Source organism: Streptomyces sp. NPDC002206 (genome assembly GCF_053593595.1).
In genome coordinates this window covers 52,054-72,475 of the sequence record NZ_JBSFCW010000028.1, presented here as the reverse complement: position 1 = coordinate 72,475, position 20,422 = coordinate 52,054, and the positions used below count along the sequence as shown (strand labels likewise).

Below are 20,422 nucleotides of genomic sequence, written 5' to 3'. Positions count from 1 at the left end.
CGCCGGATCCCTGGAGGTGGAGAACTTCAGGTGCGATCTCTCACGTTCGTGTCAGTGGCGGCGATAGCAGCGGTGAGGCGGCCGGTCCCCGGCACAACCATCCTTGCCGCTCGGGGGTCACATCAAGTGGGAGTAAACCGCTCTCAGAGGCACAAGGGGGAAATATGGGAAACATGCGTAATGTCGCGGCTGCCGGGGCGTTAACCACACTGCTGGTGGGTGCCACGGCCGTGTTCGGCACGACCGCCTCTGCCGCACCCAACGTCACACCGCAGGGCGTCTGCGGCAGTGCCTACAAGACCGTGAACTCGGTGCCCGTCGGCTCGCTGGGCACCGTCTATCTCACGTACAACTCCTCGAACGGCAAGAACTGCGTCGCGACCATCCGCGCCAACCCGGGCACGGTCAAGAACATGTCCACGTACATCTACGTCCCCGACACCGACGAGTGGGCCGGGGACTACGGGAACTACACGTCGTACGCGGGGCCGGGCTACGTCTACGGCAAGGGCCACTGCGTGAGCTGGGGCGGCAACATCGCCAACGTGTACGTGTCGGTGGAAAACTCCAACTGTGCAGCGCTCAAGGAACACCGGGTCACCGAAATCCGCTGATCCGGCTCATCACCCGGCCGCAAGGTCCCGCGCCGCCGCGACCCGGAATCCGACCGCCATACCGCTGACGGTTGCCGGGAAGGTATCCATGAGCCGCAGGCGGGGCGGGATCTTGTAGTGGACCGGCCTGCCACGGCAGAAGCGGGGCGGCCGGCCAGGTGCGGGTCATCCGGGCTAGGCGCCGGGCCCGTACGGCATGGTGCCCAGGGCCGCGGCGCCCCGCGGCGGATGCTGATGCCTCCCCCTGCAGGAGAGGCCCGTTAGTGATCCCAGCCCCCGAGTGACCCCGAGGCCGGCATCCCTCGCAGCAGGCGATGACATTCCCGCTCCCGGGGCCATCGGCATCGGACTCGCCGCGGTGCTGACGTTCGCGCTCGCCCAGGGCTCGTGGCAGTGGGTTCGCCACGTTCATCGGGGTTGCGAGCTGCTGTCGGTTTAGCCTGATCGCGCACGCCGGGGTGCTTGATCACTGGTGGACCGATGCGGTGAGACGTCGCAGTGCGGCGTGGGCAGGTGGGCCCCAGGTGGGCTTGCCTCCGGGGCGGCCGTGGACGCCGGCGTCCCCGATGTGGATGCCGCTGAGGGCGCGCAGCACCGCCCAGCCGCGGGCGCGGCGTAGGGTCGCGGCGTCCGGGCTTGGCTGGTACGTCGCATGGAAGAGGTCGGCGGCGCCGTCCGGCAGCAGGATCCAGGCGGCGGCGAGGTCGCAGGCCGGGTCGCCGGCGAAGAGGTCGCCGAAGTCGATCACGCCGCAGAAGGTGCCGTTCGTGGTCAGGATGTTGGCTGGGTGCAGGTCGCCATCCCTGATCTTCGCAGGGAATCCCGGCCTTCAGGCCGGGCGGGAATGCGATCTCGGGCCCGGAGGCGCGGAGCGCCGGAGTGCTCTGCGTTGTCAGTGGCGCCAGCTATGTTGACCGCACTGACCGAAGGGGGGTGGGCCGGATGATTCGTGCGTACAAGTTCCTGATGCGGCCCACCGCCCGGCAGGCGGTCGCGCTCGGCGAGCTGCTGCGCGATCACTGCTCCCTGTACAACGGGGCGTTACAGGAACGGCGGGATGCCTACCGGCACACGTCGAGGACCAGCATCCGCTACGGGATGCAGTCGGCGCAGCTGAAGGACATTCGGGCGTTCGATCCGGAGCGTCAGGGGCGTTGGTCGTTCTCCTCGCAGCAGGCCACTTTGCGCCGTCTGGACAAGGCGTTCGCGGCTTTTTTCCGCCGGGTCGCAGCGGGCCGGACGCCGGGGTATCCGCGTTTTCGTTCGGTGAACTGGTTCGACACGGTGGAGTTCCCGAAGGACGGCGACGGGGTCCGGTGGGACTCCACCCCGCACGACCGGGTGACCCGCGTCCGCTTCCAGGGCATCGGGCATGTCAAGGTCAACCAGCACCGGCCCGTGGTCGGCAAGGTCAAGACCGTCTCGGTCAAGCGCGAGGGCCGCAAGTGGTTCGTCGTGCTGACCGCCGAACAAGACCCGCCAAAACCGCTCCCGGCGACCGGGTCGATGGTCGGCATCGATCTCGGCATAGCCTCGTTTCTCACCGATTCGGGCGGCGTACACATCCCCAACCCGCGCCACGCCCGCAAGGCCGCTGCGAAGCTTCAGGCCGCGCAACAGGCCCTGTCCCGCTTCCCGCGCTGCAAGGTGAAGAACCGTACCCACAACCACCAACGTGCGGTGGAGAAGGTCGCTGCCCTGCACGGCAAGGTGCGGCGTCAGCGGCTCGACCACGCGCACAAGACCGCCCTCGCTCTGGTCCGCGCGCACGACTTCATCGCGCACGAAGACCTCAAGATCCGCAACATGAGCAAGACGCCCGCACCGAAGCCCGACCCCGAGGTGCCCGGCAGTTTCCTGCCCAACGGGGCAGCGGCCAAAGTAGCCCTCAACCGTTCAATCGCTGATGCCGGTTGGGGGGAGTTCCTCGCGATCTTGAACGCCAAGGCTGAAAGCGCCGGGCGAGAAGTGATGGCCGTGGACCCCCGCAACACCTCCCGGCGGTGTCCCGAATGTGGGTACATCGCGAAGGAGAACCGGCTCACACAGGAGAAGTTCCACTGCGTCAGCTGCGGCCACCAAGCGCACGCCGACAAGGTCGGGGCGCTCAACGTTTTACGGGCCGGGCTGGTCCGTCGCAACGCCCCACCGGCATAGCGAGAAGCTCCGTCCTTCAGGGCGGGGAGGAGTCACCAGCGTGCCCGCGAGCGCAACCAGCCCGCCACCACCACCGACGAAGCCCGCCGGGCCCTTATGCTCGCCACCGAGTTCACCTACCGGACACGACCCGAGATCCCCGAGCAGACCTCACGTTCCCGGACCGGGAACCCACTGCCTCGTCAGAGACGCCGAACACGCCGCGGACAGGCCCTAAGCCCGGAAGTCCGACTTGCGCTCGGGTGAGGCGTCGGCGAGAGCCTTCGTCACGCCGTCGACGTCGGCGCGGAGCCCGTAGACCGGGCTGCCGGGCTGCTGGCGCCAGGAGTCGTCGATGGTGCCGGCGTCGACGGTGTCGAAGCCGAGTTCATCGATCAGGGCGCGGACCCTCGCCTTGGCGGTCTCGTCGTCCGAGGCGACGGGCAGCGCGATCCGCTCGGGGTGCCCGGCCGGCCGCGGCATGGCGAGGATGTCCTGGGCGAGGGTGCCGTTGAACGCCTTGACGACCGGATGGCCGAGGTTCTGCTCGGTCCAGCGGCTCTCGGTCAGGCCGTCGTTCTCGATCGCGGCGATCAGTCCGTCGCGCTCCTTGGGGTAGTAGTTGCCGGTGTCGATGACGGCGAATCCCTCGGCGGCGCCGTCGAAGAGGCCGGAGGGCAGGCCGGGGACCCTCCTGAGCGGGATGGTCACCACGACGATTTCCGCGCCGCGGGCGGCTTCGGCGGCAGTGACCGGGGTGGCACCGGTCTCCTCGGCCAGGGCGGCCAAGGTCTCGGGGCCGCGGGAGTTGGCCACGGACACGTCGTGCCCGAGGGCGGTGAGGCGACGGGTGAGATTGCCGCCGATATTGCCTGCTCCGATGATGCCGATCTTCATGAGCTGTCCTTCGAGAGTGGTTCGGTATCCGGCGTCGGCATCCAGCGTCGGTCAGACGGGGCTGCTGAGCGCGTCGAACTCGCCGTCGGTGAGGGTGATGAGCGCGGACACCGGTGTGCGCCGAGCAGGACGGCCTGCTCATCAACCTGGCCGCGTACCGAGGGCAGGACGCCTGCCGCGTCATGGCAGAACTGCGGACCGCGCTGCGCACGTGCCGGAAGTTCCCCGTTGCGGGGACCGGCGGCGTGACGTGGTCCGGTATCCGGTCGGCGCGCCAACTGGGCGAAGGCGACCAGGAGGTGGAGTTCAGGGGTGAGGTGTACATGGGTTCCGCGAAGCACGACCCGATCGTGCCGAATGAGGTGCACGTCATCCGCGTAGGCCCCACGATCGCGACGTTCACGGCGCAGAACGTCACCGCGACGGCGGCCTCGCCCGTCGTGCCCCGGGACGTGGTGCATCGCCAGGTCACAGCCCTGGAAAGGGCTGCGGCCGCCCCTGCGTTGCAGGCCCGGCATCTGTCCTCCCGGCTCGCCCGGGCTCGCCGGGAGGGCGGAGCGGGTCCTGCTCACTCGCGAGCAGTTCTTGACGTGACGGACTGCCCGCGGCCGAAGGAAAGGCGTGATGACCCGTGCTGGCCGGCGTTCGCCCGCTGCTACGGCTTCGACGTCTGTCAGTCGTCCAGTGGGAGGTCGAAGCCCTCGAACCGGCTGAGTTCCAGCGCCTGGTGCTCGAAACTGTGGAGCTCTACATCGACCGCGTGCAGCTCGCCCGGCAGCTTGCCGAGGATCCGTGGCGCCGAGTCGGCCGACATCGCTGTCGTGGGTGAGCCCCTGGCTTTGGCCGGAGTGCAGGATCAGGCGGAGGCCGTGTTCACGTCCCGTGGAATCCCGTACGGGCGATCATGTCCGGGCGATTGGGCGATTGGGCGATTGGGCGATTGGGGCGGGGCGGCACGCTGCCGGTGCGCAGCGCCAGCCTGACCGCTGCGTGGCCCGCCCTGCTCGGCGTGCTGCGGGGGAGACGTTCTCTGCACGTTTTCGAGAGAGTGCAGAATGCGACGCATCGCGCGCTTGTGAAGCGCGCGATGCGTCGCATCGTCCAGTGCGACGACGGGAATGGTGTCGTCACCGCCGCCTTGACTCCCGGTTCCTGGGAATGTGAGTGATGTGTGATCGCGCAGTGGCTGGCTGGGGAGCGTCAGCCCAGCCCCAGCCGGGGTATCTCCCGTCCTGCCGAGCGGTCCATCACCATCAGCAGGCCGGCCTCGCGAGTCCTGTCGTAGGCGGCCTCGTCTATGACGTCCAGCTGGAACCAGATGGCCTTGGCGCCGATCGCCACAGCCTGGTCGGCGATGCCGCCGGCGAGGGCGGAGTTGACGAACACGTTCACCACATCCACCGGGAAAGGGATCTCCGCGAGGGAGGCGTAGCCCTGTTCACCGTGCACCGTCTCGGCCTTTGGGTGCACGGGCACCACCCTCTTGCCGATGCGCTGCAGCTTCTCGGCCACGCGGTAGGCGGCCCGTTCGGGGTTGTCGGACAGGCCCACCACGGCCCAGGTGTCTCCGGCAGCGGTGAGAATCTTCCTTATCGTCGCGTCATCGCCATAAAGCGTCATGCCCACCACCGCCGTGCGGTGGTGAGTTCCGCACCGGTTACCGCCAACCGCATGATCATGGGGAGCGCCAGGTCTGTGGACTTCGTCAGTCGCATGAGTAGACGTTAGCCAGTTTGAATACTGTATGCAATAGTGCACCGCCTCGGGCGCCCGCCGTTCGACAGGAGCAGCAGGGGGAGATCCTCATCCGCCAGGAGCGCCGCGCGCACCAACTCGGGGTGCGCCGCTCCGCGGAACGGCCGGGCCGCGAGCTACCGCCGCAGCTACTCGGCCCGCGACAACTGGCGGCGCCTGTCGCGGGTGGGGGAGGCGGCAGCGCCGCTGCTGGAGCTGGGCGGCGCCGCGATGACCGAGCACCAGACGCTCAGCGACTCGCTCCTGGTGGTGGAAGCCCCCGGCCTACCCCACCAGCGAGCAGCCGGCCGCCCGGCACCTCGCGCGCTGCGGCCGGCCCCTGCCCCCCGGCGAGCTGCGCGACGCGCTCGCCCGCCGCGGCCACACGGTCTGCGCCGCGTTGCTGAAGCGGGACATGCTCGCCCGCCGCGCGTTCGCCCGCGCCCCCGGCGACCGGTTCACCATCGGCCGCCCGGCGCAGGGATAGCAAGACGGCACCCGCAGGTACGGCCTGCTCCCCGTGGGGTCAGGCAGCCAGGACGTCCCGCAACTCCCGTACGGAGCACTCGTGGTGGTGCTGCTGACGCGCTGCGGATGCTGGGGCGCGTACGGGACAGCCACAGTCCGGCAGATGGCTCAGGTGATCACGGCAGAGGATGCGGACGGCCGGTCGTACGTGCGCAGGGCGATGAAGAGGCTGGCGGAGCTGGGTCTGGCGGAGACGAACGTCGTGCAACGGGTTGCGCAACGGTGGTGCTGACGAGTCGCGCAACGAGGCGCCCAACAGGTTGCCGGGGCCCGGAGCGGGCGGCGGTGTTCGGGCAGGTCACACCCCCTGGGCCGGCACCGGCCAGGCGGCGACACCTCTCTGTGCAGGAGAGAGGTGTCGCCTCATTCGCCCCCTCCCGGACAGAGGCGTGATCGTGCCACTGTGCCGGTCGAGCAGCGGCCGGGCTCGTCCGGCGCTACTGAGCTGTCAGGCCTTGACCGCGGCCTGATCGGATTCGGTGGCAGGGGCGGTCTCGTCGCCGGAGCCTGCCACCACGCGGGCTGCCGGAATGGCGGCCGCGATCACCGCGCCGAGGAGGGCGACGCCGCCACCGATCATCAGAGCAGTGCGGAAGCCGTCCTCGGAGGCGAAGGTGTAGCCGCCCACCGTGGTGGTCATCTGGGCGAGGACCACTCCGATCACGGCCGAGCCGACCGAGGTGCCGAGCGAGCGCATCAGCGTGTTGAAGCCGTTGGCGGCGGCGGTCTCGGAGAGCGGGACCGAACCCATGATCAGGGCGGGCATCGCACCGTAGGCGAGACCCACACCGCTGCTGGTGACGATGGTGACCAGCATGAGACCCCAGGCCGAGCCCATCAGTACCAGCGACAGACCGTAACCGGCCGCGATGACCAGGACCCCGGAGATCAGCGTGAACTTCGGGCCTCGGGCATCGGTGAGCTTCCCGCCGAGCGGGGAGACGATCATCATCATGAGCCCGCCGGGAGCCATCCACAGGCCGGCGGCGAGCATCGACTGGCCCAGACCGTAACCAGTGGCCTCGGGGAACTGCAGCAGCTGCGGCACGACCAGCATGCTGGCGTACATGGCGGTGCCCACGAAGATCGAGGCGAGGTTGGTGAGCAGCACCCGGGGGCGGGCGGTGGTGCGAAGGTCGACCAGCGGGTCGCGGGTCCGCAGCTCCCACATCCCCCACCCGACCAGAATCGCGACGGCCGCGGTGAACAGGCCGAGCGTGGTCGCCGAGCCCCAGCCCCAGTCGGCGCCCTTGGAGACCGCGAGCAGCAGGGAGACCAGGCCGGCGCCGAGGCCGAGCGCTCCCGGCAGGTCGAAGCGCTGACCCTTGGCGCCGGCCGGCACGTCCGGGATCAGGAACCAGATGAGAGCCGCAACCGCTACGGCCAGGACCGCGGAGCCCCAGAACAGCACGCGCCAGTTCGTGTACTGGGCGACCGCTGAGGCGATCGGCAGGCCGAGGCCACCGCCGATGCCCATGGAAGCGCTGACCAGAGCGATCGAGGAGCTGAGCTTCTCCGCGGGGACCACGTCACGCAGAAGGGCGATGCCGAGCGGCAGCATGCCCATGCCCATGCCCTGCAGACCACGCCCGATGATCATGGGGATGACCGAGGAGGACAGCGCGCACACCACCGACCCCACGATCAGCGGCACCGAGCACGCAATAAGCATCCGGCGTTTGCCCAGCAGGTCGCCCAGGCGTCCGGAGACCGGCACGAAGACGGCCGCCACGAGCAGGGTGACGGTGATGACCCAGGCGGCGTTCGACGAGGTGGTGTGGAGGATCTGAGGCAGCTCCGCGATGAGCGGCGTGACCAGGGTCTGCATGATCGCTGCCGTGATGCCCGCGAAGGCCAGTGTGGCGACCACACCGCCTGAGCGGCTTGATGCCTGGGAGGCATCCATAGAGGACTCCTTGATTGCATGACGAGAGAACGATATGCATCGTACACGTCTCATGTATCAATCACATTTTGTGCGTGACACATATGCGCATGAGAGGATGCAGGAGAAGGCCGTCGCGAGGACAGGGTCAGCGCGCCGGACTGGCAGGAAAGGGAAGGCAGCAGGCATATGGTCAGGCCCACGAGCGACGTCGAGTACGAGCAGATGTTGCTCAGCCGCCACGGACTCGTTCACCACAGGAACGTCCGGCGCGAAGGCGGGCTGGAGCGCAGCGCTTACATACTGCTGAGCCGCATCCGCGTCCAAGGACCCATGTCCATCGGCGAACTGAGCGCCGCCCTCGGACTCGACACATCCACTCTCAACCGGCAGACCGGCGCAGCGATGCGCTCCGGCCTCGTGGACCGCATCCCCGACCCCGAGGGCGGGATGGCCCGCAAGTTCCGCATCACGGACAAGGGCGCGAGCCTGCTCGACGAGGAACGCGAACGCACCGTCGACAACCTGGACCTGGTCATGGCCGACTGGTCGGACGAGGACATCGCGGGCTTCGCCGCCTACCTCAAACGGTTCAACACCGACATCGAACGTCTCGCCGGACGCCCCTGGCCCCGGCCGTGAACCCGCGGTCGTGAGCGCGGGCCGCACACACCTCGCTGACCTCGGGATCCACGGAACTCCGGCCTTGAAAATGGCTCTGACCGCGATTTCGTGAAGGTCAAGGTTGGCGGCTCCGCCTGTGTTGGAGGACGGGCTTCAGGAGTCTGTCGGCTTCGCTACGGGCACCGGCGTCGTCATCGGCCGTCAGTTCCGGGACTGCAAACCGTTCGGTGTAACTCCTGATCAAGGAAGATGCATCGATGACCAGTGAGAACGTGAACGAGGCCGAGTCCATCGAGGCGGCTGAGCCGCAGTCGGCGAGGGCGGTGGACGAGGTGCTGGCCCAGCAGTTGTGAACCCCTTACTGACGGCAGATCCAGCTTCACGCGTACGTCACGCGCTGTTGCGAACCGGAGGCGCTGCACGGAAGTTGAGTCAGAATCACTCCTCGTGAATGAAGCCATTGAGGCAGTCGTTCTGCGCGAAGGACACCCTGAGACGTCGGTGACCGATAGACAGCTGGTGCCGTCGAGCTTCGAGCAGTCCGGTTCCGGCACGGGTGTGGAGGCTGGATCTGCGAACGTGGCACCGGGTTTTGCCATGCCTTGAGGGGTTCTTGTGGTGATCAAGGTACGGGGTTTCCCGATCAGTACAGCCGCGTCGGATACGGTGCGATCCGCCCCAGGCGCCGGGGCCGCGCACAGCCGTCGCTGTGGCGGATGGGCGCCGTGTCAGGGGCTCAATCGTCTTTGGTCCGCACGTCACGCATGTTGTGACGTGCGTCATGAATGGGGTGGGAATGTCCAACCATCGGCTGTCCAAGAAGGGCCGTTACATTGCCTGGGCCACGGCCGGCGCCGCCGTGGTCGCCGGTGCCGGGATCTCGGCGCAGACCTCGATGGCCGCCACGACGTGGCCCGCGCAGAAGACGTACACCGGCCGGGCCTTCGACACCTGCGCCGCGCCCTCGCTGTCCGCGATGAAGGCCTGGCACGGCGGGCTCTACGGCGCCGCCGCCGTCTACGTCGGCGGCAAGAACCGCGGCTGCAGCCAGCCCAACCTCACCGCGTCCTGGGTGAAGTCGGTCAGCACGGTCGGCTGGAAGCTCATCCCGCTGTACGTCGGCGCCCAGCCGCCGTGCCAGACGAGTTCCAACCCCGAGAAGCTCACCGCCTCCACCGCCGCCTCGCTCGGGGCCACCGACGGCACGGACGCGGCGGCCAAGGCATCGGCCCTGGGGATGAAGACCGGCAGCCCGATCTACCTCGACATGGAGTCGTACGACAGCACGAACACGGCGTGCAACGATGCCGTACTGACGTATGTTCGCGCCTTCGACAAGGCCCTGCACGCCAAGACGTACCGCGCCGGCTTCTACGGTTTCACCAGCTCCAGCGCCAAGGCCATCGCCACCGCGACCGACAAGACCGACCTGCCGGGCAACCTCTGGTACGCCCTGTGGGACAAGATGAACACCACGACCACGGACTGGCCGTGGGGCTCCACGCAGTACACCAACCACAGCCGCGCCCACCAGTACATGGTCAACAGCAAGGAGACGCGCAACGGTTACACGATCACCGTGGACCGCGACGCGTGGGACGCCCCCGTCGCCATCACAGGCTGAACCAGCGCTGCCCGAGTACCGACTGTCCGAGTGAAGGAGCGGGATATGAGGGTCCCGGACTAAGGGTCGAAGGCGTGCCCGTGCTGGGGCCCGCTAGCCGTCGCGCCGATCTTCCTGGAGCACAACCGGCGCATCGCGGCCCTGATCACCGTGATCTGCCTGGCTCTGCTGGTGTTCTGCCTGATCGAACGCCAAGTACGCCAGGCTCTGGACCCCGAGCAGACCATGAGCGGTCTCTACCCCGACAGCCGCAGGGGTCCGCCCCGCAGGCCGCCTGATCCTCTACCACCTCGACGGCCTCGTGCTCCGCCCGGCACCGCCACCAGCCCACCCACCATCCTCGTCAGCCGAGGAGTTCAAGCACACCTGCTCGAACTCCTCGGCCGCCCGCCCAGGGGCCGGTCAAGAACCGGTGGCGGCCGCAGATCCGCGCCAAGGCCAAGAAGACCACCGCCACCACCGGCGGCATCGTCATAGACACCCGCGCCCGGTTCGGCTACACCGCCGCTCCCGACACCACCGACGACGCCCGGCTGCACCACCTCACCGTCGCGCTCCCGCCCACCTACGCCGGCCGCCTCTTCGAGCCCAGGAGCAGGGCGCCAGCGACGACCGCCTGAGGGAGATCGCCGCCGAAGTCCTCAAGGAGACCTACTTCCAGGACGGCGGCTGCCGCGCCGGCTCCCTGGAGGAGGTCCGCTTCACGGACATCGAGCACCTGGAGTTCGACCTGTAGAGGCCGGGCCCCGAACAGGCAGCGAGCCCGGACCAGTTGGGTCCGGGCTCGCTCGCGTATCCGCGGGGGTCGGATGTCCATGCACGCGATGCCGCGCTCAACGAGGTCGCCGCGTGCCGGTCACCCGCTGGTTCCGGTCAGGTCGCTACATGCCGGGACCCTGTGCCGTGCAGGCCGTCGATCAAATGGTCGAGGAGGCCTCCGCTCACGACAACGACCGCCAGCGGGAGCGGGTGAGGCATGTCCGTGACTCCTCCCCCTCGTAAACGAGGCGGCTTCTCACTTGACCGCATGGGATCTCATGACGGCCAAGCCCTGACCGCTGCCGAAGCAGGATCGCAGCGTACTACGCCGCTTCGCGGCTCCGAATCTCAGGATGCGTTTCCCGCCCGGCCTGAAGGCCGGGATTCCCACGCAAGATCAGGGATGGGTGCCGGTTCTGTCACAGCGTCTGGTTTCGGGACGCAGGAGCTTGATGCCGCGCTGGCCCGTGTCGTGCAGGAGAGGGTCAATCGAACGGTGTATCCAGGGTGGTTGGGGTTAGTGGCGGGCTGCGGAAAGGCGGCCGTCGAAGGTGATGGCGAAGGCGTTCAGGGCGGTTTTCCAGCGCATGGTCCAGCGGGCCTGGCCCTTGCCGGTGGGGTCCAGGGACATGATGGCCATGTAGACGCATTTGAGTGCGGCCTGCTCGTTGGGGAAGTGGCCGCGGGCCTTGACCGCCCGCCTGATCCGCGCGTTAGCGGACTCAGTCGTCTTCGTACAGGTCAGCGACCTTCAATCGGTTGCCGTGTGTCCGACTACGCCGACCGTGAACCCGTGGGCCTTGCAGCCCTCCCTGGGAAGAGTCCCAGCATCGAGAGTCGATGCTTCAGAATGAGGAGGAGCCCATGGCGCTGAGAGCGGCGTACGACGAGATCGCAGACTGGTACGAGCAGGAGTTCCTCGGCGGACAGCGGTCGGATGCTGCGAAAGCGGACGGTAATCCTCTCAACCTTGGCCGCGTCCTGCATGATCTTCTCGGTGAAGGCAGCGGCACCTGTCTGGAGATCGGCTGTGGCACCGGCGTTCACGCCGCGGGTGTCCGGGAACTGGGGTGGACTCCCGTCGGTGTCGACCTGTCCGCCGGGATGCTGCGGCATGCCCGGGGCCGTCTGCCCATCGCTCTGGCCGATGCCGAGCGGTTGCCGGTTCAGGACGGCTCCGTACCGGCCGTCATCGCCATGATGGTCCACACTGATATGCCCGAATATCCGAAGGTATTGCGAGAGGTGGCCCGGGTATTGCGCCCCGGCGGGGTGTTCGTGCACGTCGGTGTCCATCCCTGCTTCTGCGGCGGCTTCGCCGACCGCCTCGATCCCCACGCGGTGGTGATCCGCCCGGGCTACCTCGACGGTCACTGGACGAAGTCGTCCTGGACGGACCAGGGGGTGCGCGACAAGGTCGGCGCCACCCACCGTCCGCTGCCGGAGCTGGTGCACGCGTTCCTCGACGCGGGCCTGGCATTCGAGAGGTTCGAAGAGGCCGGTGAGCCAACTCCGATCGTGCTAGCTGTCCGGGCACGGAGAAAGAGCACCGGGCTTGGAGATACCCTCCGTCACACACTGGACTGAGCCAGGCATTTGGACACGTCCCATGCCCGACGTCACCGTTACACGTCGTCCAGGACACCCGGCGTGAGGCAGTGAGCCACCTGGACCGCATGCTCAAGCAGCGTCCCGACCGTGAGTGATCGCACCCGGCGGGCCACCGAATGCCCCCGCGAGGACCGGTACCAGGGGTTCCCTTGGGCTGTTGGCCTCAATATGACAGTGCACATTCAGGCCAGCGGGAAGCTCTTCCCGGAGCCATGATCAATCGGCAGAGTTTGGCATGTCGGAAACGAAGAACTCGGCCGAAATTGAGCGGGGGGCCGAAGGGCGGAAATGCGCCCTTCACCCCCGTGGCATTCCACGGAGGGAATTCATCTTGTCTGTCATTCGCCGCTTCATCGTTGTGTCCCTGCTCTGCGCGGCACCCCTGACGGTCGAATCCCTCTGTGCGGGAGGGACCGCATCGGCTTCTCAGGTCCAGGACGCGACGCCGAGCCCGGCACCCTCCGCGACGGCAACGCCGGATGACCTGACCTGGGGCGGCTGAGAAGCACCCGACACACGCTGAGCGGCCTTCCTGCGCCTTTCGGGCATATCGCTCCTGGACTCCCCGAGGGCTCGGCGCATTTCGACGGTCACCTTTCGGATTCACCTCTCCCAGCGCCCTGTCCCCATGACACGAATCCTGGCCCAGGGCCCGGGAATTCATTGTGCGGATTTCTTCCGGCCAGCACGGAATCCCGCAACGAAAACCTAATCGAGGAGCCAGTGTGAGGAAGCATCAGCAGGAAGGTTCCGAAGGCGGTAACCCGGACCACCTGATCGCACTCAGGGACGAGGAACTCAGGGGCATCCCCGCCCAGTGGGTCCCCATCGACGAGCTGACGGTGTCGGCGACACCCCGCATGGGCGGAGAGGACCTCGCCTACGCCCAGGCACTGGCCGAAACCGGAGCGGTGCTGCCCCCGATCGTGGTGCACCGCGCGACCATGCAGGTCGTCGACGGTGTGCACCGGCTGCGTGCCGCCGTGCTCCAGGGCCAGGACCGCGTCGAGGTCCGCTTCTTCGACGGTGCCGAGGACGATGCCTTCCCCCTCGCGGTCGCCATCAACGTCGCCCAGGGACGCCCGCTGTCCACCGCCGACCGCACCGCCGCCGCGACCCGCATCCTGTCCTCCCACCCGCACTGGTCGGACCGGGGAGTGGCCGCGATCGTCGGCCTGTCCCCGCAGAAGACCGGCGACATACGCCGGAACATGGCGAACCCCGAGGCCCGGACCGCCACCCGCCTCGGCCGCGACGGCCGGGCCCGGCCACTCAACTCCGCCCGCGCCCGCACCCTCGCCGGCCGGCTGATCCAGGAGAACCCCGACGCCTCACTGCGGCAGATCGGCAGACAGGCGGGCATCTCCGCGGCGACCGTGGCGGACGTCCGCGCGCGCCTGCTCCGGGGTGACGACGTCGTGCCACCGCAGCAGCGCGGACTGGACGCCGTACCGCCGGGCCCGCGCCGCACCCCCCGCCCGGCCGTGGCCGACCCGAAGTCGACGCCGCAACTCGTATCGATCTACGAAGCCCTGCGCCGCGATCCGTCACTGAGGTTCAACGAGACGGGCCGCACCCTGCTGCGGATGCTGGAGGCCTGCCTCCTGGTGGCCCGTAACCAGCAGCACATCGCCTCCACCGTCCCGCACCACTGCAAGGGCCCCGTCTCCGATCTCCTGCGGGGCTTCGCCGGTGTCTGGAGCGGCTTCGCCGACGAACTGAAGGTCGAGGACCTCCTCGACGCACAGTCCGGCTGACCCGCAGCCCTCCCAGCCGACCAGAGCCCTCCCGTACCCGCGGCAGGCGGTCTGGACGATCCCACTCCCGAAGGACTCCCATGACCGTCATCGAACAACCTCCCGTCGCCCACGGTCCGGCCCCCCGCGACGACGCCTGGATGGAACAGGCCCTGGACCTGGCCGTGCGCAACGTCGGCGCGGGAGGCGGCCCGTTCGGCGCCGTGGTCGTCCGCGACGGCGTGATCCTCGGCCAGAGCGGCAACCGCGTCACCGATACGCACGACCCGACGGCACACGCGGAGATCATGGCGATCCGGGCGGCCTGCCGGACGATCCAGGACTTCCGGCTCGACGGCGCCCTCCTCGTCAGCTCCTGCGAACCGTGCCCCATGTGCCTGACCGCCATCCTGTGGGCCCGGGTGGACCGGGTCGTGTTCGCGGCCGACCGGCACGACGCCGCGGACGTGGGCTTCGACGACCTGGAGTTCTACCGCCTGCTGGAGCGTCCGCGCTCGACTTGGGCGCTGCCGGTGGAGCGGCTGTCCCACGAGCTGGCCCGCCGCCCGTTCGAGGCCTGGACGGCGTTCTCCGACCGCATCGACTACTGACGTCACGGACAGGAAGCCGTATCTGATGACCACGCATGCTCGTGAGACGGCCCCCAGGCTCCGGGGCGTCGCCGGACAGGAACACGACCGGACCGACCCGATGGTGGACTGGTGGCACCCGGTCGGCTGGGCCGCCGACTTCCGGACCACCCCACGACGGACGGTGCTCCTCGGCCGGACCCTCGTCCTGTGGCGGGACCGGACCGGAACCGTGCGCTGTCTGCGGGACCTGTGTGTGCACCGCGGCACGGCGCTCTCCTTGGGCGAGGTCCACGACGGGGACATCGTGTGCCCGTACCACGGCTGGCGCTTCGGCGGGGACGGCCGCTGCACCGCCATCCCCCAGCTCCCCGCGGACCGGGCCGTCCCCGCGGGCGCGGCGGTCCCCTCCTTCCACTGCCAGGAGCGGTACGGCCTGATCTGGGTCTGCCTGGCCGACAAGCCCCGCGCCGGCATCCCCGCGTTCCCCGAATGGGAGGCGGAGGGTTTCCGGCACGCGGCCTGCCCCGCCTACACCTGGCGCACCGGCGCGGCCCGCATGGTCGAGAACTTCACCGACTTCGGGCACCTGGGCTGGCTCCACGACGGACTGCTCGGTATGCGCAGCGACCTGGTCGTACCCGACCACCACGTGCGGCGCGTCGGCCACGAACTCCACTACAGCCTCACGATGAACGTGCCCTCCGCCGAGGGAGTCAACGACCTCCAGGCCGAGACGGGCACCATGACCAACACGTACGTGCTCTCGTTCCCCCACGCCATCCATCTGCGCAGCCACTACCCGGACACCGGACGCAGCCGGGTGCTGTTCTTCGCCGCTCAGCCCGTCGACAGCGAGACCTCGACCGGTTACTGCTACCAGTCCCGCGACTTCGACCTGGACGGCGACGACCAGCACTACATCGACTTCCAGGAGGTCCTGGCCGAACAGGACCGGCTGGTCGTCGAGAGCCAGCGCCCCGAACAGCTGCCGATGGACATCGCCGACGAACTGCACCTGAAGTTCGACCGGGTGGCCGTGGAGTACCGCAAGGCACTGGCCGACCACCAGACCAGGCCCGAGCCAGCAGAGCCGGCGGAATCGGCCGGGAGCGACGAGGCCCGGAGAAAGGTACCGGCATGGACGTGATGACGGCGATCCTCACGCGGCGCAGCGAGCAGACGCTCCTCGCCCCTGCCCCGGGCGAGGAGGAGTTCGTCTACCTGCTGCGTGGCGCCGCCACCTTCCTGGACCACGGACTGCCCCGGCCCTGGCGGTGGATCCTGCTGCGCGGCGGAGACCGGCCGGCACCGGCCGAACGCGTCGCACGGCAGGCGCTCGCCACGGCCTGCCCGAACGGGAGCGCACTGCCGCAGGCGCCCCTGCTCGCGGCCCTGGTCCTCGATCCGCACGCCGACCCCGCCGTGCCGGAAGAGGAACAGGAGGCCGCCGCGAACGCCATGACGCACGCGCTGATGCTGCTCCTGCACAGCCGCGGCTACAGCAGCCTCTGGCGGACCGGGCACCTGCCGGCCGGCGCGCCCGCGGCCGCCGCACTGGGGCTGAACGGGAGCGAGCGGCTGGTCGGTGCGCTGAGCATCGGAACCCCGGACACGGGCCGCCCGCTGGCGCGCAGGGCACTGGCGGACGTCGAGGACCGGGTCTCGGCGTTCCCGTCCCCCGCCCCCACCGGGTGACGGTGCCGGCATGACGGGGACCGGGGCCCCAAGATCCGCTACGGTGGCGTCCCGAACGGCCTACTCGGCGGACTCCGGGAGCGGCGCGGCTCCCCGGCACATGGATCAGCAGGTGGCGCCCCGTACCGGGGCCACCCGCGAAGGGGCCCAGGGGTGTCCGACCGTCCCGTCTCCTGGGAGTTGACTGAGCAGCCATGACCGACCTCACCCGATACACAGCGGTCCGGACCGCCCGGGCCGTCGCAACCCGCGAGGTCTCCGCCCTGGAAGTGACCCGGGCGCATCTGGACCGGATCGCCGCCGTCGACGAGAAGGTGCACGCCTTCCTCCACGTCGACACCGCCGGCGCGCTGGCCGCCGCCCGCGCCGTGGACGCCCGGCTTGCCGCGGGTGATCGGCTCGGCCCACTGGCGGGCGTGCCCCTCGCCCTCAAGGACGCCTTCACGACCGAAGGGGTGCCCACCACCGCCGGGTCCCGGAGCCTGGAGGGCTGGATCCCGCCCTACGACGCGACCGTGACACGGCGTCTGAAGGACGCCGGGCTGGTCATCCTCGGCAAGACGAACATGGACGAGTTCGCGATGGGCTCGTCCACCGAGAACTCCGCCTACGGCCCGACCCGCAACCCGTGGGACCTCTCCCGCGTCCCCGGGGGCTCCGGGGGCGGCTCGGCCGCCGCACTGGCCGCCTACCAGGCGCCGCTGGCGATCGGCACCGATACCGGCGGCTCCATCCGCCAGCCGGCCGCGCTGACATGCACGGTGGGGGTGAAGCCCACATACGGAACCGTGTCCCGCTACGGGCTGATCGCGTACTCGTCCTCGCTGGACCAGGGCGGCCCCTGCGGACGTACCGTGCTGGACACCGCGCTGCTGCACGAAGCCATCGCCGGGCACGACCCGATGGACGCCACCTCCATCGACGCCCCGGTCCGCCCGGTCGTCGAAGCCGCCCGCGAGGGCGACATCAGAGGCCTGCGGATCGGCGTCGTCAAGGAGTTCGCCGGCGAGGGCTACCAGCCGGGCGTCATGCAGTGCTTCAACGAAGCGGTGGACCTGCTGTGCTCACTGGGCGCCGAGGTCGTCGAGGTGTCCTGCCCCTCGTTCGACTACGCGCTGGCCGCCTACTACCTGATCGCCCCGTCCGAGGCCAGCTCCAACCTGGCCCGGTTCGACGGCCTGCGCTACGGCCTGCGAACCGGCGACGACGGCAGCCGCTCGGCGGAGGAGGTCTCCGCACTGACCCGCGCGGCGGGCTTCGGCCCCGAGGTGAAGCGCCGCATCATGCTCGGTACGTATGCGCTCAGTTCGGGCTACTACGACGCGTACTACGGCAGCGCCCAGAAGGTCCGCACACTGATCAGCCAGGACTTCGAACGGGCCTTCGCCGGCGTGGACGTGCTGGTCTCGCCGACCATGCCGACCACCGCGTTCCCGGTCGGCGAGCGCGTCGACGACCCGCTGGCGATGTACATGGCGGACCTGTGCACCCTGCCGACCAACCTGGCCGGCAACTGCGCCATGTCGGTGCCGTGCGGTCTCTCCGCACAGGACGGCCTGCCCGTCGGTCTCCAGATCATCGCGCCCGCCCTGGCCGACGAACGCCTGTACCGGGTGGGTGCCGCCGTGGAAGCCGCACTGGAGAGCAAGGAGGGCCGGCCGCTGCTCGCCGGCGGACCGTTGCTGTGACCTCCTGAGGAGTACCGCACGACGGAACGGCCGTCGGCCGGGCGCGGTGCGTCCGGCCGACGGCCGTTCCGTCGTCCTACAGGCCGCGCCAGGCCGGGTCGCAGTCGTCCCAGGCCGCCACCCCGTCGGGGGTGTGCGGGGCCGACCGGCGGGAGACACCGGAGTTCCGCACGGGCGCGTGCTCGCCCGTCTCCAGGCGGAGCGCCCACCGGCAGGAGGAATCGGGGTGTTCGGCGGATTCGCTGCTGTGACTCATGTCTGCTCCGAGGGGTGGGAGGACGGGAGAGGTCAGGCGGCCGCGACGACGGGTGCGCGCAGACAGAGCCGGTCGCAGGCGTCGTCGGCAGCGTCGGCCGTCTGGATCAGGGCGCGCTCGTGCCGAGCCAGGAACCCCTGCGTCACCAGGTGGTCCAGAAGATTGAGCAGCGGGTCGAAGAAGCCCCCGTGGTTCACGACGACGACGGGCTTGGCCATCAGCCCCAGCTGGTTCCAGGTCAGCACCTCCATGACCTCGTCCAGCGTGCCGATCCCGCCGGGAAGCACGGCGAAGCCCGTGGCCAGGCGGTACATGAGCGCCTTGCGCTCGTGCATCGTGGCGACGACGTGGATGGTGCCGAGCGGGTCGTCCGAACGCTCGCGCTCGCGCAGGGCACTGGGAACGACGCCGGTGATGGCCCCGCCGCCGTCACTCACGCCCTGGGCGACGGCTCCCATCACGCCGACCCCGCCGGCCCCGTAGACGAGGCCGGAGCCCCGCAGGGCGAGTTCCCGCCCGAAGGCGTGGGCGAAGGCGAGGTGGTCGGGGTGGACTCCGGGACGGGCACCGCAGAACACCGCGATGTTCGGCCCGGTTTCGGTGATGACGGTCATCTCTGCTCCAGGTAGTGGCTTGTACTCAGGTCCGGCCGGTGCCGCGGGGCGGCGTCGAGGGTGCGCAGCGCGGTGCGCAGGAGCACGTTGGCTCCGCCGATCAGATGGGCGGGGTCGGTGTCCTCCTCGGGCACATGGCTGACCCCGCCGATGCTCGGGACGAAGACCATGGCGATGGGGCCGATGCCGGCCACGATCTGCGCGTCGTGACCCGCTCCGCTCGGCAGGGCCATCCGGGACAGGCCCAGTTCGTCGGCGCTGCGCGCGATGGCACTGCGGAGCCCCTGGTCGGTGGCCACGGGGGCGGAGTGGGTGAGGGCGGTGACGGAAATGTCGGTGCCGGTCTGTGCGGCGATCCGCCGCAGGGCGTCCCGCAGGGCGCGTTCGGCCGCGTCCAGCCGGGCGGGCCCGGTGTCCCGCAGGTCGACGGTCATGGTGGCGGTGCCGGCGATGGTGTTCGGTGTGTTCGGTTCGGCGTCCAGACGGCCGACGGTGGCCACGCGGCACAGCTGCTGCCCGCGGCTGATGCCCTCGGCTGCCAGCACCACCCGGGCCGCGGCCGCCATGGCATCCCGGCGCCCTTCCATCGGTGTGGTGCCCGAATGCCCGGCGCTGCCGCGGATCGTGACGGTCAGCAGGGCGCGCCCGGTGATGGCCTCGACGACACCGATCGCGGTGCCCGCCCGCTCCAGGACGGGCCCCTGCTCGATGTGCAGTTCCAGATAGGCGGCGATCGACCCGACGGGCCACACCGCACTGCCCAGCGCGTCGAGATTGCCGCCGGTCGACTTGAGAGCGTCCCGCAGCGGGCGGCCATGACGGTCCGTCGGCTCCTTCGGCAGGTCGGTCAGACGCCCGGCGAGGGCCATGGAACCCCAGAACGGCTGGGGGAACAGCGCACCCTCCTCGTTGGCGAAGGCCGCGGCGACCACCTCGTACGGCGTCTGCAGACCCGCTTCGGCACAGCACTGCACGACCTCCAGGGCCGCCAGCACGCCATACGCACCGTCCAGCGGGCCACCGTTCACCACCGTGTCCAGGTGCGAGCCCAAGAGGAGGGCGGGGCGTTCGCCCGCCGGGACACCCTCGCGTACGAGGACGTTGCCGGCCGCGTCCACGGCCGCGCTGAGACCCGCCCGCCGGGCCTCGCCCATGACATACGCCTGGGCTTCCCGGTCGGCCGGACTGAACCCGGGGCGGGTGATACCGCCGGTGGCGCCGTCCGCGCCGATGGCCGCGAGCTCGCGGATCCGGCGCAGCAGCCGCTCGGCATCAATTTCCAGAGGCCGTGTCATCGGCTGGAGGAGTGTTTCGGTCATGGTCCGCTCCTGTCACGTCGTGGGACTGGAGAATCCGCCGAGCGGCGGGGGCGCCGACTCGTCTCTCCCGAAATGCTCTCCTCGATCCTTCGACAGGAAATCGTCACCA

17 protein-coding genes and 3 pseudogenes are annotated in these 20,422 nt (G+C 69.4%); 11 read left to right on the top strand and 9 right to left on the bottom strand.

From position 1 onward, the window contains the following. Positions 1-164 precede the first annotated feature (164 nt). Positions 165-614 (top strand): spore-associated protein, encoded by a 450-nt coding sequence (locus ACWCP8_RS32600; protein ID WP_352272266.1) that lies wholly within the window; start codon positions 165-167, stop codon positions 612-614. A gap of 466 nt (positions 615-1,080) precedes the next feature. Here ACWCP8_RS32600 and ACWCP8_RS32595 read toward each other — a convergent pair. Continuing rightward, a pseudogene (locus ACWCP8_RS32595) lies at positions 1,081-1,413 on the bottom strand (phosphotransferase); the annotation flags it as partial. Between the two features lie 143 nt (positions 1,414-1,556). Here ACWCP8_RS32595 and ACWCP8_RS32590 point away from each other — a divergent pair. After that, positions 1,557-2,771, top strand: a complete 1,215-nt coding sequence (locus ACWCP8_RS32590; RefSeq protein ID WP_451119803.1) for an RNA-guided endonuclease InsQ/TnpB family protein — start codon at positions 1,557-1,559, stop codon at positions 2,769-2,771. 213 nt (positions 2,772-2,984) lie between these two features. Here ACWCP8_RS32590 and ACWCP8_RS32585 read toward each other — a convergent pair whose 3' ends face one another. The 4 genes from ACWCP8_RS32585 to ACWCP8_RS32570 all read right to left on the bottom strand — a co-directional run bounded on the left by ACWCP8_RS32585 (position 2,985) and on the right by ACWCP8_RS32570 (position 7,815). Next, on the bottom strand, positions 2,985-3,647 hold the full coding sequence (locus ACWCP8_RS32585; protein ID WP_451119801.1) for an NADPH-dependent F420 reductase: 663 nt from the start codon (positions 3,645-3,647) through the stop codon (positions 2,985-2,987). 673 nt (positions 3,648-4,320) lie between these two features. After that, positions 4,321-4,461 carry a hypothetical protein gene (locus tag ACWCP8_RS32580; protein ID WP_451119799.1) on the bottom strand — a complete coding sequence of 47 codons (141 nt, stop codon included), beginning with the start codon at positions 4,459-4,461 and terminating at the stop codon, positions 4,321-4,323. A gap of 386 nt (positions 4,462-4,847) precedes the next feature. Further along, on the bottom strand, positions 4,848-5,267 hold the full coding sequence (locus ACWCP8_RS32575; protein ID WP_352272193.1) for a CoA-binding protein: 420 nt from the start codon (positions 5,265-5,267) through the stop codon (positions 4,848-4,850). Positions 5,268-6,357: 1,090 nt separating this feature from the next. Next, entirely contained in the window at positions 6,358-7,815 is a 1,458-nt protein-coding gene (locus tag ACWCP8_RS32570) for an MFS transporter (RefSeq protein WP_451119796.1), read from the bottom strand. A 168-nt stretch (positions 7,816-7,983) separates the two neighbouring features. Between ACWCP8_RS32570 and ACWCP8_RS32565 the strand changes: the two genes are divergently transcribed. From ACWCP8_RS32565 to tpg, 3 genes and pseudogenes are all read left to right on the top strand, one after another. Then, entirely contained in the window at positions 7,984-8,436 is a 453-nt protein-coding gene (locus ACWCP8_RS32565) for a MarR family winged helix-turn-helix transcriptional regulator (protein WP_382843349.1), read from the top strand. 778 nt (positions 8,437-9,214) lie between these two features. After that, on the top strand, positions 9,215-10,042 hold the full coding sequence (locus tag ACWCP8_RS32560) for a glycoside hydrolase domain-containing protein (protein ID WP_451119794.1): 828 nt from the start codon (positions 9,215-9,217) through the stop codon (positions 10,040-10,042). Between the two features lie 371 nt (positions 10,043-10,413). Further along, positions 10,414-10,778 (top strand): annotated as a pseudogene (gene tpg / locus ACWCP8_RS32555) (telomere-protecting terminal protein Tpg); the annotation flags it as partial. Between the two features lie 540 nt (positions 10,779-11,318). Here tpg and ACWCP8_RS32550 read toward each other — a convergent pair. Beyond that, a pseudogene (locus tag ACWCP8_RS32550) lies at positions 11,319-11,537 on the bottom strand (transposase); the annotation flags it as partial. A 128-nt stretch (positions 11,538-11,665) separates the two neighbouring features. Between ACWCP8_RS32550 and ACWCP8_RS32545 the strand changes: the two are divergent. From ACWCP8_RS32545 to gatA, 6 genes are all read left to right on the top strand, one after another. Then, complete coding sequence (locus ACWCP8_RS32545) at positions 11,666-12,388, top strand: class I SAM-dependent methyltransferase (protein ID WP_352272182.1); 723 nt, start codon at positions 11,666-11,668, stop codon at positions 12,386-12,388. A 749-nt stretch (positions 12,389-13,137) separates the two neighbouring features. Further along, positions 13,138-14,169 carry a ParB N-terminal domain-containing protein gene (locus tag ACWCP8_RS32540; protein WP_382843322.1) on the top strand — a complete coding sequence of 344 codons (1,032 nt, stop codon included), beginning with the start codon at positions 13,138-13,140 and terminating at the stop codon, positions 14,167-14,169. Between the two features lie 80 nt (positions 14,170-14,249). Beyond that, complete coding sequence (locus tag ACWCP8_RS32535; RefSeq protein ID WP_352272179.1) at positions 14,250-14,759, top strand: nucleoside deaminase; 510 nt, start codon at positions 14,250-14,252, stop codon at positions 14,757-14,759. Between the two features lie 25 nt (positions 14,760-14,784). Next, entirely contained in the window at positions 14,785-15,888 is a 1,104-nt protein-coding gene (locus tag ACWCP8_RS32530; RefSeq protein ID WP_382843319.1) for a Rieske 2Fe-2S domain-containing protein, read from the top strand. After that, the gene (locus ACWCP8_RS32525; protein WP_451119791.1) at positions 15,879-16,436 is read left to right on the top strand and encodes a nitroreductase family protein; all 558 of its coding nucleotides are present in this window, start codon (positions 15,879-15,881) and stop codon (positions 16,434-16,436) included. Before ACWCP8_RS32530 ends, ACWCP8_RS32525 begins: the two co-directional genes overlap by 10 nt. Before the next feature lie 194 nt (positions 16,437-16,630). Beyond that, a complete protein-coding gene (gene gatA / locus ACWCP8_RS32520) occupies positions 16,631-18,124 on the top strand; it encodes an Asp-tRNA(Asn)/Glu-tRNA(Gln) amidotransferase subunit GatA (protein WP_451119789.1) in 1,494 nt (497 codons plus the stop codon). 76 nt (positions 18,125-18,200) lie between these two features. On the opposite strand, the gene ACWCP8_RS32515 is transcribed toward gatA, so the two are convergent. From ACWCP8_RS32515 to ACWCP8_RS32505, 3 genes are read right to left on the bottom strand one after another with little or no spacing between them, the layout of a single operon-like run. Continuing rightward, a complete protein-coding gene (locus ACWCP8_RS32515; RefSeq protein WP_352271533.1) occupies positions 18,201-18,380 on the bottom strand; it encodes a hypothetical protein in 180 nt (59 codons plus the stop codon). A gap of 32 nt (positions 18,381-18,412) precedes the next feature. Next, on the bottom strand, positions 18,413-18,994 hold the full coding sequence (locus ACWCP8_RS32510; protein ID WP_352271531.1) for an LOG family protein: 582 nt from the start codon (positions 18,992-18,994) through the stop codon (positions 18,413-18,415). Beyond that, complete coding sequence (locus ACWCP8_RS32505) at positions 18,991-20,313, bottom strand: hydantoinase/carbamoylase family amidase (protein ID WP_451119787.1); 1,323 nt, start codon at positions 20,311-20,313, stop codon at positions 18,991-18,993. The genes ACWCP8_RS32510 and ACWCP8_RS32505 overlap by 4 nt, the downstream gene beginning before the upstream one ends. Between the last annotated feature and the right edge of the window lie 109 nt (positions 20,314-20,422).

Excerpts from the sequence above, each read along its gene's own strand:
- ACWCP8_RS32600 (WP_352272266.1), top strand. The coding sequence starts at position 165 with ATGGGAAACATGCGTAATGTCGCGGCTGCCGGGGCGTTAACCACACTG.
- ACWCP8_RS32590 (WP_451119803.1), top strand. The coding sequence starts at position 1,557 with ATGATTCGTGCGTACAAGTTCCTGATGCGGCCCACCGCCCGGCAGGCG.
- ACWCP8_RS32585 (WP_451119801.1), bottom strand. The coding sequence starts at position 3,647 with ATGAAGATCGGCATCATCGGAGCAGGCAATATCGGCGGCAATCTCACC.
- ACWCP8_RS32580 (WP_451119799.1), bottom strand. The coding sequence starts at position 4,461 with ATGTCGGCCGACTCGGCGCCACGGATCCTCGGCAAGCTGCCGGGCGAG.
- ACWCP8_RS32575 (WP_352272193.1), bottom strand. The coding sequence starts at position 5,267 with ATGACGCTTTATGGCGATGACGCGACGATAAGGAAGATTCTCACCGCT.
- ACWCP8_RS32570 (WP_451119796.1), bottom strand. The coding sequence starts at position 7,815 with ATGGATGCCTCCCAGGCATCAAGCCGCTCAGGCGGTGTGGTCGCCACA.
- ACWCP8_RS32565 (WP_382843349.1), top strand. The coding sequence starts at position 7,984 with ATGGTCAGGCCCACGAGCGACGTCGAGTACGAGCAGATGTTGCTCAGC.
- ACWCP8_RS32560 (WP_451119794.1), top strand. The coding sequence starts at position 9,215 with ATGTCCAACCATCGGCTGTCCAAGAAGGGCCGTTACATTGCCTGGGCC.
- ACWCP8_RS32545 (WP_352272182.1), top strand. The coding sequence starts at position 11,666 with ATGGCGCTGAGAGCGGCGTACGACGAGATCGCAGACTGGTACGAGCAG.
- ACWCP8_RS32535 (WP_352272179.1), top strand. The coding sequence starts at position 14,250 with ATGACCGTCATCGAACAACCTCCCGTCGCCCACGGTCCGGCCCCCCGC.
- ACWCP8_RS32530 (WP_382843319.1), top strand. The coding sequence starts at position 14,785 with ATGACCACGCATGCTCGTGAGACGGCCCCCAGGCTCCGGGGCGTCGCC.
- ACWCP8_RS32525 (WP_451119791.1), top strand. The coding sequence starts at position 15,879 with ATGGACGTGATGACGGCGATCCTCACGCGGCGCAGCGAGCAGACGCTC.
- gatA (WP_451119789.1), top strand. The coding sequence starts at position 16,631 with ATGACCGACCTCACCCGATACACAGCGGTCCGGACCGCCCGGGCCGTC.
- ACWCP8_RS32515 (WP_352271533.1), bottom strand. The coding sequence starts at position 18,380 with ATGAGTCACAGCAGCGAATCCGCCGAACACCCCGATTCCTCCTGCCGG.
- ACWCP8_RS32510 (WP_352271531.1), bottom strand. The coding sequence starts at position 18,994 with ATGACCGTCATCACCGAAACCGGGCCGAACATCGCGGTGTTCTGCGGT.
- ACWCP8_RS32505 (WP_451119787.1), bottom strand. The coding sequence starts at position 20,313 with ATGACCGAAACACTCCTCCAGCCGATGACACGGCCTCTGGAAATTGAT.